13 protein-coding genes and 2 pseudogenes are annotated in these 12,287 nt (G+C 63.7%); 7 read left to right on the top strand and 8 right to left on the bottom strand.

From position 1 onward, the window contains the following. The first annotated feature begins 80 nt into the window (after positions 1-80). Positions 81-589, top strand: a pseudogene (locus tag AC0L25_RS19705) (DUF1801 domain-containing protein). A 13-nt stretch (positions 590-602) separates the two neighbouring features. Here the strand turns inward: AC0L25_RS19705 and AC0L25_RS19710 are convergent. Further along, the gene (locus AC0L25_RS19710) at positions 603-1,607 is read right to left on the bottom strand and encodes an arginase family protein (RefSeq protein ID WP_473597049.1); all 1,005 of its coding nucleotides are present in this window, start codon (positions 1,605-1,607) and stop codon (positions 603-605) included. A 56-nt stretch (positions 1,608-1,663) separates the two neighbouring features. Between AC0L25_RS19710 and AC0L25_RS19715 the strand changes: the two genes are divergently transcribed. Continuing rightward, positions 1,664-2,122 (top strand): DUF1801 domain-containing protein, encoded by a 459-nt coding sequence (locus tag AC0L25_RS19715; protein WP_473597050.1) that lies wholly within the window; start codon positions 1,664-1,666, stop codon positions 2,120-2,122. Positions 2,123-2,199: 77 nt separating this feature from the next. Here the strand turns inward: AC0L25_RS19715 and AC0L25_RS19720 are convergent, their stop codons facing one another. Continuing rightward, positions 2,200-2,649, bottom strand: a complete 450-nt coding sequence (locus AC0L25_RS19720) for a GatB/YqeY domain-containing protein (RefSeq protein ID WP_473597051.1) — start codon at positions 2,647-2,649, stop codon at positions 2,200-2,202. Positions 2,650-2,926: 277 nt separating this feature from the next. Here AC0L25_RS19720 and carA point away from each other — a divergent pair, with 277 nt between their 5' ends. Further along, complete coding sequence (gene carA, locus AC0L25_RS19725) at positions 2,927-4,144, top strand: glutamine-hydrolyzing carbamoyl-phosphate synthase small subunit (RefSeq protein WP_473597052.1); 1,218 nt, start codon at positions 2,927-2,929, stop codon at positions 4,142-4,144. A 4-nt stretch (positions 4,145-4,148) separates the two neighbouring features. Here carA and AC0L25_RS19730 read toward each other — a convergent pair whose 3' ends face one another. From AC0L25_RS19730 to AC0L25_RS19745, 4 genes and pseudogenes are all read right to left on the bottom strand, one after another. Further along, positions 4,149-5,402, bottom strand: a complete 1,254-nt coding sequence (locus tag AC0L25_RS19730) for a TCR/Tet family MFS transporter (RefSeq protein ID WP_473597053.1) — start codon at positions 5,400-5,402, stop codon at positions 4,149-4,151. Between the two features lie 190 nt (positions 5,403-5,592). Continuing rightward, the gene (gene ypfJ, locus AC0L25_RS19735; protein ID WP_473597054.1) at positions 5,593-6,519 is read right to left on the bottom strand and encodes a KPN_02809 family neutral zinc metallopeptidase; all 927 of its coding nucleotides are present in this window, start codon (positions 6,517-6,519) and stop codon (positions 5,593-5,595) included. A gap of 202 nt (positions 6,520-6,721) precedes the next feature. Continuing rightward, on the bottom strand, positions 6,722-6,910 hold the full coding sequence (locus AC0L25_RS19740; RefSeq protein WP_352954845.1) for a hypothetical protein: 189 nt from the start codon (positions 6,908-6,910) through the stop codon (positions 6,722-6,724). A 104-nt stretch (positions 6,911-7,014) separates the two neighbouring features. Next, a pseudogene (locus tag AC0L25_RS19745) lies at positions 7,015-7,089 on the bottom strand (manganese-binding transcriptional regulator MntR); the annotation flags it as partial. 31 nt (positions 7,090-7,120) lie between these two features. Between AC0L25_RS19745 and AC0L25_RS19750 the strand changes: the two are divergent. Then, on the top strand, positions 7,121-7,960 hold the full coding sequence (locus AC0L25_RS19750; RefSeq protein WP_473597055.1) for a protein-L-isoaspartate O-methyltransferase family protein: 840 nt from the start codon (positions 7,121-7,123) through the stop codon (positions 7,958-7,960). A gap of 149 nt (positions 7,961-8,109) precedes the next feature. Beyond that, positions 8,110-8,763, top strand: a complete 654-nt coding sequence (locus tag AC0L25_RS19755; protein ID WP_473597056.1) for a dihydrofolate reductase family protein — start codon at positions 8,110-8,112, stop codon at positions 8,761-8,763. A gap of 64 nt (positions 8,764-8,827) precedes the next feature. Here AC0L25_RS19755 and AC0L25_RS19760 read toward each other — a convergent pair whose 3' ends face one another. Continuing rightward, positions 8,828-9,697: a LysR substrate-binding domain-containing protein gene (locus AC0L25_RS19760; protein WP_473597075.1), complete on the bottom strand. Its 870-nt coding sequence runs from the start codon at positions 9,695-9,697 to the stop codon at positions 8,828-8,830. Positions 9,698-9,794: 97 nt separating this feature from the next. On the opposite strand from AC0L25_RS19760, the gene AC0L25_RS19765 reads away from it, so the two are divergent. Next, on the top strand, positions 9,795-10,394 hold the full coding sequence (locus AC0L25_RS19765; protein WP_473597057.1) for a LysE family translocator: 600 nt from the start codon (positions 9,795-9,797) through the stop codon (positions 10,392-10,394). 84 nt (positions 10,395-10,478) lie between these two features. Here the strand turns inward: AC0L25_RS19765 and AC0L25_RS19770 are convergent, their stop codons facing one another. Beyond that, complete coding sequence (locus AC0L25_RS19770) at positions 10,479-11,657, bottom strand: MFS transporter (protein ID WP_473597058.1); 1,179 nt, start codon at positions 11,655-11,657, stop codon at positions 10,479-10,481. A gap of 193 nt (positions 11,658-11,850) precedes the next feature. Here AC0L25_RS19770 and AC0L25_RS19775 point away from each other — a divergent pair, with 193 nt between their 5' ends. Continuing rightward, positions 11,851-12,207, top strand: coding sequence for an ArsR/SmtB family transcription factor (locus AC0L25_RS19775; RefSeq protein ID WP_473597059.1), 357 nt, complete (start codon positions 11,851-11,853; stop codon positions 12,205-12,207). Positions 12,208-12,287: the final 80 nt, after the last annotated feature.

Genomic DNA, 12,287 nt, shown 5'->3' on the forward strand with positions numbered 1-12,287 from the left:
ATTAACAAGATTCCGAAGTTGATCTTCACGGGCGGCCTTCTAGAATCAAGTATCATCGATTACCACTTGGAGTGACCACAATGGCCGACCACACGTCCGAGAAATCGGCGAAGGCCGCCGCCGAGCGGGGCGCTACGAAACCGACCAAACCGCGCAAGGCGACGCCGAAGCCGCAATCCGGCAAGGCTGCGAAGCCGACACTCCTCGCTGGCGGCAACCCCCAGATCGCGAAGGCTGAAGGCGGGGCTCCCGTGCAGGCCTACATCGCGGCCATGCCGGGCTGGAAAAGCGACGTCGGGCGCCGCCTCGACGCAATCATCGTGCGCACCGTCCCCGGCGTGCACAAGGCAGTCAAATGGAACTCGCCGTTTTACGGCATCAAGGGCCAGGGCTGGTTCCTGTCGTTCCATGTCTTCACCCGCTACGTCAAAGTGACCTTCTTCCGAGGCACGTCGCTGCGTCCTCTTCCTCCCGGCGAGTCCAAGCACAAGGAAGTGCGCTACCTCGACGTTTATGAGGACCAGCTCGACGAGCTCAGTTTGCCGCTTGGGTGAAGCAAGCCAGCCAATTGCCCGGCGAACGAATGTAAGATGCGTCGCGAACTACCCAAGGGCGTCTGCAAGCACCTCATTGAAGCGTGCGAACGCGGCGGCCTCGTCTGGCGCATGGGCCGGATTAACTTCCGTGATGGTCAGGCCGCGCCATTGCGGCAGGCCGGTCAGCTGCTTTAGCACGAAGGCGGCCTGCTCCAGTTTGAGACCGTCGCAACGGCGCACATTCTCAGCAATCGGAAAATCGATAAAGGAGAGCACATCGACATCGAAGTGAATGAGCACGCAGTCAAAGCGCGCCGCCCATTCGGCCGCGCGCGCCGCCGCCGCCTCGATATCACTCAAAGCTTCCTCACGCGATATAACCTTGATCGCATTATCTCTGATGGCGGCGGCTTCGGGCGAAGTGATATTCTCGACGCCGAAATAGAGAAGCTGCTGAGGCACGAGCATCGGACGGGTTGGGCCGAGCTTAGCGAGCGAAGGCTCGCACCCGGGAATATCGAGCAGATGAGCGACGCCGGTCCAGTCCAAGGCGCCGTCGCTCGTATCAGGTGCGTTGAGATCGGCATCGAAGTCTATGTAGACGCGTCCGATCTGCGCGCCGGCCGCATTCGCTCCGGCGACCGTTCCCAGCTCCACAGTACAATCACCGCCTAAAACAAGCACGTCTTCCTGCGCTGCGATCGCCGTCGCCACGTGGCTTGCGACCAAGTCACAGGCCTGGCACACGGTCTCCAGGTTCATGGCCTGCGGCCGCAAGGGATCCGGTCGCCATCGGAACGATGCAACATCGCCGTGATCCCTGATGGTTCTGCCTCGGCTCGCGAGCGCCTCTGCGAGCCCATGTCGCCGAAAGGCCGAAGGGGCTTGTTCCTGCCCCGGCGAATAGGCGCCGGCGCTGCTGGCGGCGCCGACAATGTTCAACAAACGCGCCGCCAAATCGAAGCTCCATTTTCGTATGATCCTCGTTGCAAAACGGGTCTGGAGGGACGAAGGTTCCTCCTCGACGTCGAGAGTTTGTCGCCCGCCGGAGCGGCAAACGGCCCGCCGCATCGATGCCGTCGTGAGACGCCGGACGCCGAACGTTCACAAAGCCACTGGGACCAATCATGACCAAAGCGACAACAGCCATGAAGAAGAGCGGCTCGAAGGAAGGAGCAGGAGGAGACACTCCCTCTCAGTTGATAGATGCGAGAATCAACGAGCTGAGCGACTGGCGGGGCGAGGTGCTCGCTCGGGTCCGAACCCTCATCAAGCAGGCCGACCCCGAAGTGGTCGAGGAGTGGAAGTGGAGAGGGGTTCCGGTGTGGGAGCACGCCGGAATTGTCTGCACCGGTGAGACGTACAAGAATGTCGTGAAGATGACCTTCGCCAAAGGCGCCTCGTTGGAAGACCCTGCAGGCCTCTTCAACTCCAGCCTCGAAGGCAACACCAGACGCGCCATCGATTTCCATGAGGGCGACAAGATCGATGATGAGGCGTTGAAGGCACTCATACGCGCCGCCGTGGCACTGAACATGTCGGTGCGAGCTACTGCCCGCTCACAGAAGAAACCGAAGAGCGCTTGAGGATCATCCACAGCCGGTCAGGCTGCTCGCGGTCGCCTTTTTCGAGGCCTTGTGAGCATCGCTGCAGCGGGAAACCCCTACGTCAGCAGTCCTTTGACGATGCCGCTCGCCTTGGAGAAATCCATCTGGCCGGCGTATTTCTCCTTGAGCACGGCCATCACCTTGCCCATGTCCTTAACGCCGCTGGCGCCGGTCTCTGCGATGGCGGCGCGGATCGCCGTTTCGGTCTCTGCCTGGCCCAGTTGCGTCGGCAGGAAGTCTCGTATGATGGCCATCTCGTCGCGCTCCTGCGCGGCAAGCTCCGGCCGCTTGCCGTCGTCGAAAGCCTTGGCCGACTCCTCGCGCTGCTTCACCATCTTGGCCAGGATCTGCAGGATCTCGTCATCGCTGGCCGGCTCCTTGCCGGCGCCGCGATTGGCGATGTCGCGATCGTGAATGGCCGCCTGGATCAGCCGCAATGTCGGCAGCCGGCGCTTGTCCTGCGCCTTCATCGCGCTCTTCAGGGATTCGGCGATTTTGCCGCGCATGATGCTTCCTCCTTCGAATGCGACGGACAATAGCCGTGCCGAAAGCCCAAGGCAATTCGACGCTGCCCGGCAAACCGCTGATATTGTTCGACGAAATAAATCGCGCCTGCGGACGTAGCGTCATTGACCGCTCTGGCGCCTTCCCCTATGTACTGGGCCTTGCATGAACTGAATTTTTGTTGCGCGCGCTGGCTGCGAAATCGCTGCTGCGCGCGGTTTGCTGCGCAGATCGGTTCGCCGGACCGATTGAAGGGTGCAGCCTTTTAGGAGTGCCGCCATGGCAACGATGACCGCCGCGTCGACCCCCCCTTGGGCCACCGAGAAGCCGACCGCCTTGCTGGTGCTGGCCGACGGCACCGTCATCGAGGGCCGCGGTCTTGGCGCCACCGGCTCCGCCGTCGCCGAGGTTTGCTTCAACACCGCACTGACAGGCTATCAGGAAATCCTCACCGACCCGTCCTATGCCGGCCAGATCGTCACCTTCACCTTTCCGCATATCGGCAATATCGGCACCAATGACGAGGACATCGAGGATCTTAACCCAGTCGCGCGGGCGGGCGCCGTCGGCGCCGTGTTCAAGGCTGACGTCACCAATCCATCCAGCTACCGCGCCGCAGCTGGTCTCGACCAATGGCTGAAGAAACGTGGCATCGTAGCGCTTTCGGGCATCGACACCCGCGCGCTCACCGCGCTGATCCGCGAAAAGGGCATGCCTAACGCTGTCATCGCGCACGCGCCCGACGGCGTCTTCGACATCGACGATCTGAAGCGCCGCGCCGCCGCCTGGTCTGGGCTGATCGGACTTGACTTGGCCAAGGACGTCACTTCCGGCCAGTCCTCGGTCTGGCGCGAGACGCCCTGGGTATGGGACGAGGGCTTTGGCGAACAGATCGATCCGTCGATGCATGTCGTCGCCATCGACTACGGCGTCAAGCGCAACATATTGCGCCTGCTTGCCGGTCTCGGCGCCAAGGTCACCGTGGTGCCGGCCAACACCGGCGCCGAGGAGATCCTCGCCATGCGGCCCGACGGCATCTTTCTCTCCAACGGTCCCGGCGACCCGGAAGCCACCGGCGACTACGCCGTTCCGGTCATTCAGGACCTGCTGAAGACCGATATCCCGGTCTTCGGCATCTGCCTCGGCCACCAGATGCTGGCGCTGGCGCTGGGCGGCAAGACCGCCAAAATGCATCAGGGCCATCACGGCGCCAACCATCCGGTAAAGGATCACACCACCGGCAAGGTCGAGATCGTCTCGATGAACCACGGCTTCGCCGTCGATGCCGACTCGTTGCCGAGCGGCGTCGAAGAGACCCATGTCTCGCTGTTCGACGGCTCGAACTGCGGCATCACGCTGACCGGCAGGCCGGTCTTCTCGGTCCAGCATCATCCCGAAGCCTCACCCGGCCCGCAGGATTCGCACTATTTGTTTCGCCGCTTCATCAATCTCATCCGCGAAAAGCGCGGCGAGCCGGCGCTGGCGGAGCGCGCCTGATTCTTCAGGTTCGCACCGGCGCCGTCGTGACGTCCCTCACCGCGCTCGGCTTCTCGACCCTGAGCACGAATGCGATCAGCGACAGAGCGAGAAAGATGCCGCCGAGCACGAAGGGCGCGCCGCCGAACGTCACGGGCGCGCTCGGCCCGGTGAACCAGGCGAAGATTCCCGTATAAAGCAACGGCGTGATGATGCTGGTGATCGAAAACACGCTCGTCATCGCACCTTGCAATTCGCCTTGCGCGGAGGGCGGCACCTTGGCCGCCGCCAGGCTCCGCAGCGGCGGGTCGGCCAGCGCCTCGAGGCAGGTCGCCACGATCACCGCATAGATCATCCAGCCCTTCCAAGCCGCGGCATAGCCGAAGGCGGCGAGCGCGGTAAAAGCAAGTCCGATGGCAGCGGTCCGCCATTCGCCGAGCCGCGGGATGACGCGAGGCAGGACAAAACCCATCACCAGAGCCCCGCCAAGGCCGAAGACGCCGAGCGAGAAGCCGATCTGCTGTTCGCTCCAGCCGTAGCGGTAACTGCCGACGAACGACCACACGGCAGGATACATCATGTGGCCGAGCGTCATCAGGAAGAACACCAGCCCGATCCAGCCGATCCCCTTGTAGTTGCGCATCTGCTTCAGGGCGCCGAGAGGATTGGCGCGGCGCCATTCGAACCGGCGCCGGTGATGCTGCTCCAGCGTTTCCGGCAGGAAAAACCAGGCGACGATGAAGTTGATCAGCGCAAGCACCGCCGCGCCCCAGAACGGCACGCGCGGCCCGAATTCGCCAAGCAACCCGCCCAGCACCGGGCCGATGATGAAACCGACACCGAAGGCTATGCCGAGCAGGCCGAAATTCTTCGCCCTGTTCTCGTCGGTGCTGACATCGGCGATGAATGCGGAGGCGGTCGAATAGCTGGCGCCGCTGATGCCGGCCAGCACCCGGCCGATGAATAAGACCCAATAGGACCAGGCTACGGCGCAGATCAGATTGTCGATGGCGAAAGTCAGCACCGAGGCCAGCAGGATCGGACGGCGCCCGAAGCGGTCGCTGAGATTGCCGACCAGCGGCGCGAACAGGAACTGCATGGCCGCATAGACGAAGAACAGCCAGCCGCCCTCGATCGCCGCTTCGCTGACGCCAACGCCGGTCAGTTCCTGCAGATAGGCCGGCAGCACCGGCATGATGATGCCGATGCCGGTGATGTCGAGCAGCAGCGTGGTGAAAACAAGCGCAAGGCCCCGCCTGGCGGTTCTGGCTTCGATCATAGCGGTATCGACTCCTGGAGCCGCCTCGGAGCGAAGGCGGAACAGCCCGTTATAGGCGAGTCAGCGGCACAGAACAATAAGGGAACACGCCAGGAATTTTTATCCCGACATCAACTGTCGACATGGACGCGGCCACAACCTGCATAGCCGCCGGCGCTTCAATGGTCATTTCAACGAAAGTCCAAACACCTCAGATCGGAGTGTTGAACGTATCGCAGTCCGACAGCTTGCCGCTCCTGTAGCCGCGCGCCAGCCATGTCTGCCGCTGCTGCGAGGTGCCGTGGTTGAAGCTTTCCGGCACGACATAACCCTGCATCTTCTTTTGCATCGTGTCGTCGCCGATCTGCTGGGCGGCGTTCAGCGCCTCTTCCATGTCGCCCTGCTCGAGGATTCCCTTCTGCCCGGTGAAATGCGCCCAGACGCCGGCGAAGCAATCGGCCTGAAGTTCGACCTGCACCGACATGTGGTTGGCCTCGGCCTCGCCCATTTGCTGTCGCATCTGGTTGAACTTCGGCAGAATGCCGGTGAGGTTCTGCACATGATGACCGACCTCATGCGCGATCACATAGGCCTGGGCGAAATCGCCCGAGGCGCCGAATTGCTCGTCGAGCTGCTGGAAGAAGGTGGTGTCGAGATAGACCTTGCGGTCGCCGGGACAGTAGAACGGTCCGGCCGCAGACGAGGCGGAGCCGCAGGCCGAGCGGATCTGGCCGCTGAACAGCACCAGCTTCGGATCCTCATAGGTCAGGCCCTCGGCCTGGAAAATGCCGGTCCAGGTGTCCTCGGTCTCGGCCAGCACCGTCGAGACGAACTGCTTCATCTCGTCGGAGGCCGGCGCACCGGTGCCGCCGCTGTTGTCGGTGATCTGACCGCCGCCGCCAGGCGCTAAGCCGCCACCGCCGCCGGCCAGGATCTGCAGCGGATCGATGCCAAAGGCCTTCAGCCCGAAATAGAGGACCACGAGAATGATGATGGTCGACAGCGACATTCCGCCGCCGGAGCGGCCACCGATCGGGATGCGGAGCCGGCCGGGGCCACCGCGCGGCAGGTTGAACCCGCCGCCCTGGCCGCGTTGGTCTTCGACATTGTCACTTTGACGACGACCCTTCCAGAGCATGGCAACTCCCCGCGATGCATGTGTCGGTATTTGGCCGATCTCATGGCCCGATCCGACCCAACAAACAATTATCTTAATGGTTGCGCCAAGTCACAGTATTTTTCGTATGAAGGGCCGCCGGCTCTGGGGTCAGTCGGTGCACGACACCCGCGGCTGAGAGCCCTGCCGACGGCTTTTTTGGTCTTGGACTTGGCGGTTACGCTCAGATCTTCTGCTTGGTACCGGCGCTCTTGCCGTCCGAGCTTTTCGAACGCTCGTCGAAGCGGGCTGCGCCCTTCTTGAGCGGGCGGCCGGTTTCCGCTTCCGTCTTGCGTTCGTCCTTCGCCGCAGCTTGCTTCAATCCCTGGGCCGCTTGCTTGCCCTTCGCTGTCGGTGCCTGTTCGACGCCCATGGTATCCTCCTCGGTCTCACGCCAATTGCTGGCACGATCTCAAACGCAGCGGCAACGCGGCGGTTCCGGCAGGACTGTCGGCAATGGCGGTAGACTTGGCGTGTCGCCATCATTGCCTTACGAAACGCTTCAAGCGTCTCGGCGCTGACATGGTGCTCGTTGCCCTCGGCATCGACGCGACAAATCGGCAGTCTGCGCTATCTTGAGGCCATGACCGATCTCGCCGATGTGCGCCGCTTTTATGCGCGGCTGATGGCTGCCAATGCAGGTCCGGCCGATCCGCGTCTCGAAGACGTATTCGGCGCGGTCCCGCGCGAAGCCTTTCTCGGACCTGGGCCGTGGACGGTCGTCGCCGGCAACGACAAGGTCGAAACGCCGAGCGCCGATCCTGTTCACATCTATCAGAACGTGCTGGTGGCGCTCGACGCCGACAAGGGCATCAACAATGGCGAGCCGTTCCTGCATGCCATGTGGATCGGCAAGGTGGCGCCAAAACCCGGCGAGACCGTCACCCATGTCGGCGCCGGCACCGGCTACTACACAGCTCTGCTGGCACAGCTGGTTTTACCTGGCGGCGCAGTCACCGCGTTCGAACTGGAACCCAGTCTCGCCGACCGCGCGAGAAAGAACCTCGAAGCCTATGGCAATGTGACCGTCATCCATGGCGATGCGGTCATCGGCAGCCCGCCACCGTCCGACATCATCTATGTCAATGCCGGCGTTGCAGCACCAACGGCCGAGTGGCTGAAGGCGCTGAAGCCCGGCGCCCGCATGGTCTTTCCGTGGCGTCCGGCCGAGCGCGTCGGCCTCGCGGTGATGGTAAGTCGCACCGAACAGGGTTTTGCCTGCGACCCCTTCATGCGGTCATGGTTCATCCCTTGCATCGGCACCCCGTCCGCGGGCCCCGCGACAAAAATCGACCGCGACAAGGCGGCGCGCAGCCGCTCGATCTGGCTGACGGCCGATAAGGCACCGGACGCCACCGCCACCGCCGTCATCGGCGACGTCTGGTTCTCGTCGCAAAGTATTGGCGGCAGGCGGTCGCAATGACGTCGCCGAGGCGAGGCGTCCGATGCTTGCCCCGTCGCCGGCTGGAGCGCTGGAAGTTTTTTCCGGCCCTGTCGGACAGGCGTCCGCTCGCACGTCCTTTGGCCGAAATCCGGCCGCAACGGCACGGATGAAGAAAAAGGGAGAATCCAATGAGGAAGATCACCACTGCGACATTCGTCAGCCTCGACGGCGTCATGCAGGCGCCCGGCGGTCCGGAAGAAGACCCGGTCGGCGGCTTCGAATTCGGTGGCTGGACGTTCCATTACTGGGACGACGTCGGGGGCGCCTTTATTGGTGAGACCTTCGCAAAACCGTTCGCGCTGCTCCTCGGCCGCAAGACCTACGACATATTCGCCGCGCATTGGCCGTACCAGGAGAGCGGTCCGATCGCCGACAGCTTCAACGCCGCCACCAAATATGTGGCAACCCACCGGCCCGATACGCTGTCGTGGCAAAACAGCCAGTGGCTCGGCGACGACGTCGTGGCCGCACTGCGCCAGCTCAAGCAGGAGGACGGCCCGGACCTGCTCATCCAGGGATCGAGCGAACTCATCCAGACCTTGCTCGCCAATGACCTGATCGACGAGATCAGCCTGCTGACCTTCCCGCTGGTGCTGGGCAAGGGCAAGCGGCTGTTTGGCAGCGGCGCAATCCCGGCGGCTTTCAAGCTGAACCGCTCGCAGGCATCGACCACCGGCGTCATTATGGCCACCTATCAACGCGCCGGTGAGATCAAGACCGGATCCTTCGCCCAGCAAGAACCGTCCGAAGCCGAGATCGAGAGGCGCCGGACCTGGAAGTAGACGACCGCACAGCGCTAACAACAAGGGATGGCCGGACACCGGCCGTCCCTTTGCCATTTGCCGATCACGCCGCCTGTTGCCGCCGCACCAGCCCATCGCGGATGCACGCGGCAAATTCCCGCGCGGCGGGACCGACACCATGCTTCGGCAGGTGCAAATTGATCGAGAAATTCGGCAAGGCCGGCAGCTCCGGATCGGCAGACAGAATATCGAGGTCGGCAGGCACGGTGGAGGCAAGCCAGGTGGTGACGGCCAGATCCGAGCGCACCGTCGCTGTCGTCGCATCGAGGTTGCCGTTCTCGAACACGGTCCGCCATTCCAACCTATGCTCGCTGAGCGCCGCTAGCACCGCCGGGCGGAACGCGCAGGTATCGGCCACCATCGAAACCGGCAAAGGCCGCTTGCGGCGAGCGACACCGCCTCTGGCGCCGACCCAGACCAGCCGGTCGATGGCGAGACATTCGCCGGCGGACGGACCGACCGGTTCCTCGATCACGGCAAGGTCTATCGTGCCAGATGCCAATGCCTCCGCAAGCTCCGGCGACGAGGCGCAGACCAACGAAATCTCGACTTGCGGATAGGTTTCGGCGTAGGTCTTCAACACCGGCGCAAGCACGGTGCCAACCAGATCATACGGTACGCCGAGCCGCACCTCACCGGCAACCGCACTGGCAACCATATCGGCCCAGATCTCGTCATTCAGGGAGAGCAGGCGCTTGCCCTTGCCCAACAGTCGTTCGCCGGAACGGGTCAGTCTCAGCCCGCGCCGGTCGCGCTCGAACAGGCTGCAGCCGAGAACCTCCTCCAGCCGTCTGATCTGCTGGCTGACGGCGCCCTGCGTCAGATGCAGCGCATTTGCCGCTGCGGTCATGCTGGTCTTGTCGGCGACAGTGACAAAGGTGCGAATCAGGGCCGTGTCGAGATTGCGGATCATGGTTGGCATTATATTGTCTAATGCACACCATGGCAAACATTGCATTTACTGATGCCTAACGATGGCTAGCATGTCGGCTCCCTGAAGAGGAAACAACATGTTTGAGGCCATCTCCCCGCTTGTACTGTTTGCGATGGTCTCGACCTCCACGCCCGGCATGGCCACGACCTTGTCGACGGCGTCCGGGGCGCAGTTCGGCTTTCGCCGCTCTGTCCCGCTGATGGCCGGAAGTGCGACCGGCCTGGCCACGGTGGCTGCGGCAGGAGCGGCCGGGCTCGCCGGCCTGTTGGCGGCGGCTCCATCCTTGCAACTGGCGATGAAAATAGCCGGATCGCTCTATCTGATCTGGCTCGCCTTCAAGATCGGCCGCAGCGGCCCACCCAATCTGGACGTGACCATGGCCAAGCCGAACAGCTTTTTCGGCGGCGCCGGTCTGCAATGGATGAACCCCAAGGGTTGGGCCATGGGGCTGGGGGCGGCGGCATCTTTTGCCGCGCTCGCCGACGGACCGCTGCAGCTTGCCCTTTTGCTCGGCGCGGTCTTCGGCGTGGCGGCGGCGGTGTCGCTGTCGGCTTGGTGCGTGGCAGGCACGCTGCTCGCCCGGTTGCTTAGAACCGAGCGGCAGTGGCGCGTGCTCAACGCCATGCTCGGCCTGCTGCTCGCTGCCTCGATTATTCCGATGTGGCAGCCAGCTTAGATGCCCCGATGTTCAGGCGGCGTAATGTGCCGCCGGCCGCGCCATCAGCCTAAGGCGGCCGGCGACCGGTTTTTGCAACAGACCTTACTCCGCCGGCATGGCAATAGCCCGGGCCGCCCGGTGGCCGGCCAGCATGACGCCAAGACCCAGGATCGGGAACGCTGCAGCGACCAGGCCGAGATCAGCTGGCGCGCCATAGCGCAGCACCGCGCCGCCGACGACGGCGCCCAGCGCCACGCCGAGATAGAGTGCCGACCCGTTGAGCGACAGCACGATGGGCGCTGCGTCGGGCGCCAGCCTGATGATGCGGCTCGCCTGCGCCGGCGGGAAGGCCCAGCCGACGATGCCCCACGGCACCATCATGGCCATCAGCGCCGGCCCGGCGATGCTGTGCGGCAGGAATGCCGGGATGACCGAAAGCATGACCAGCATGACCGCGCTCAGCGCCAGCGACCAGCTGACGGTGCGCGTCGCGCCGAAGCGGTCGGCGGCCTGCCCGCCGGCGATGTTGCCGATGACGGCGCCGATGCCGAAGGCAAGCAGCATGCCGGGCAGCGCGATCGGGCTCAAACCCCCGCCTTCGATGGCTAGCGGCGCCACAAACGCAAAGACCGTGAAGGCGCCAGTGAGAGCCAAAAGTGTAGTCAGCAGGATCGACGGCACGCCGGGGCGAAGCGTGGCGGCCAGCCGCTGCCTGAGCGGCAGCTTGGTGCCGACGATGCCGCGCGGCAGCCGGTACCACAGGATTGCGCCGGCCAGTGCGCCAAGCCCGGCGATGGCAAAGAACGTGCCGCGCCAGCCGGCGACGGTCGCGACAAGCGCGCCGAGCGGCGCGCCGACCGCCACCGCGACCGTGGTGCCGCCGACGACGACGGCAATGGCGCGGGCGCGGTGATGATCATCGACAAGCGCCACGGCCGTCCCCTGCGCCGTCGCCGCGAACAGGCCGGACGACAGCGCCATGACAATGCGCGCTATCAGCAGCAATTCGAACGAGGAACTCAGCGCCGCCGCCAGATTGCCCAGCACGAAAAACACCAGCGTCCACAGGATAACGCGCCGACGATCCCATTCGCCGGTGAGCGTCGCCAGGATCGGGGTGCCGAGCGCATAGGCGAGCGCGAAGGCGGTGATCAGCGTGCCGGCAAGCGGGACCGAGATGCCGGCATCCCCCGCGATGTCGGGCAGCAGGCTTGAAATGACGAAGCCTTCGGTCGCGATCGTGAAAGACCCGAGCGCAAGCCAGATGAGGCGCTTGTCCATGGCAACAAATCCTTAGTTCAAAAGTTATTGAACAATTGTACATAATGGGGCATGGTGTCAATGAAGCCACCCGAGAATAGCGGAACCCTCCTGACAGCTCTATGTCAGGACAAGGTGGCGGGAGGTAGAAACTGCGTGCATCCGCCAGGAGAGATGCGTTGAAATCGGCCCTGATTGCGCTTAGTTCTCCGGCATGACACTGCCCCACCCCACTGCCGACCAGATCAGCCTGTCGAACGTGCTTGCCGTGCTCGGCGACCCGACGCGGCTGGCCATCGTGCGTTATCTCGCCAGCAAGGAAGGTGTGCCGCTGAATTGCAGCCAATTCCTCGATCTCGGCTCGAAGACCAATCTCAGCTATCATTTGGCCAAGCTGCGCGAGGCCGGCGTCACCCGCACCGAGGTGGTCGGCACCAGCCGGCTGATCACGCTGCGCCGCGACGATCTCGACCGCCGCTTTCCGGGCCTGCTCGATAGCGTCATTGCCGCTGCGGTCGATGACACCGCACTGCCCGCGGTGGGCGCCTCCGAGATCGACATTCGCGCCTAAACACGACGCCGGAACCGCCGATTAAAGGAGCGGATTTCTCAGAACCTGGGTTCCTCGCCCCACAAAGTGGGGAGAGGTGT

The organism is Mesorhizobium sp. WSM4813 (genome assembly GCF_055811555.1).

What these genes read in the sequence shown, in the direction of transcription:
- AC0L25_RS19715 (WP_473597050.1), top strand. Translation starts at nt 1,664, where the DNA reads ATGACCAAAGCGACAACAGCCATGAAGAAGAGCGGCTCGAAGGAAGGA.
- AC0L25_RS19765 (WP_473597057.1), top strand. Translation starts at nt 9,795, where the DNA reads ATGTTTGAGGCCATCTCCCCGCTTGTACTGTTTGCGATGGTCTCGACC.
- AC0L25_RS19720 (WP_473597051.1), bottom strand. Translation starts at nt 2,649, where the DNA reads ATGCGCGGCAAAATCGCCGAATCCCTGAAGAGCGCGATGAAGGCGCAG.
- AC0L25_RS19750 (WP_473597055.1), top strand. Translation starts at nt 7,121, where the DNA reads ATGACCGATCTCGCCGATGTGCGCCGCTTTTATGCGCGGCTGATGGCT.
- AC0L25_RS19770 (WP_473597058.1), bottom strand. Translation starts at nt 11,657, where the DNA reads ATGGACAAGCGCCTCATCTGGCTTGCGCTCGGGTCTTTCACGATCGCG.
- AC0L25_RS19740 (WP_352954845.1), bottom strand. Translation starts at nt 6,910, where the DNA reads ATGGGCGTCGAACAGGCACCGACAGCGAAGGGCAAGCAAGCGGCCCAG.
- AC0L25_RS19730 (WP_473597053.1), bottom strand. Translation starts at nt 5,402, where the DNA reads ATGATCGAAGCCAGAACCGCCAGGCGGGGCCTTGCGCTTGTTTTCACC.
- carA (WP_473597052.1), top strand. Translation starts at nt 2,927, where the DNA reads ATGGCAACGATGACCGCCGCGTCGACCCCCCCTTGGGCCACCGAGAAG.
- ypfJ (WP_473597054.1), bottom strand. Translation starts at nt 6,519, where the DNA reads ATGCTCTGGAAGGGTCGTCGTCAAAGTGACAATGTCGAAGACCAACGC.
- AC0L25_RS19755 (WP_473597056.1), top strand. Translation starts at nt 8,110, where the DNA reads ATGAGGAAGATCACCACTGCGACATTCGTCAGCCTCGACGGCGTCATG.
- AC0L25_RS19760 (WP_473597075.1), bottom strand. Translation starts at nt 9,697, where the DNA reads ATGATCCGCAATCTCGACACGGCCCTGATTCGCACCTTTGTCACTGTC.
- AC0L25_RS19710 (WP_473597049.1), bottom strand. Translation starts at nt 1,607, where the DNA reads ATGCGGCGGGCCGTTTGCCGCTCCGGCGGGCGACAAACTCTCGACGTC.
- AC0L25_RS19775 (WP_473597059.1), top strand. Translation starts at nt 11,851, where the DNA reads ATGACACTGCCCCACCCCACTGCCGACCAGATCAGCCTGTCGAACGTG.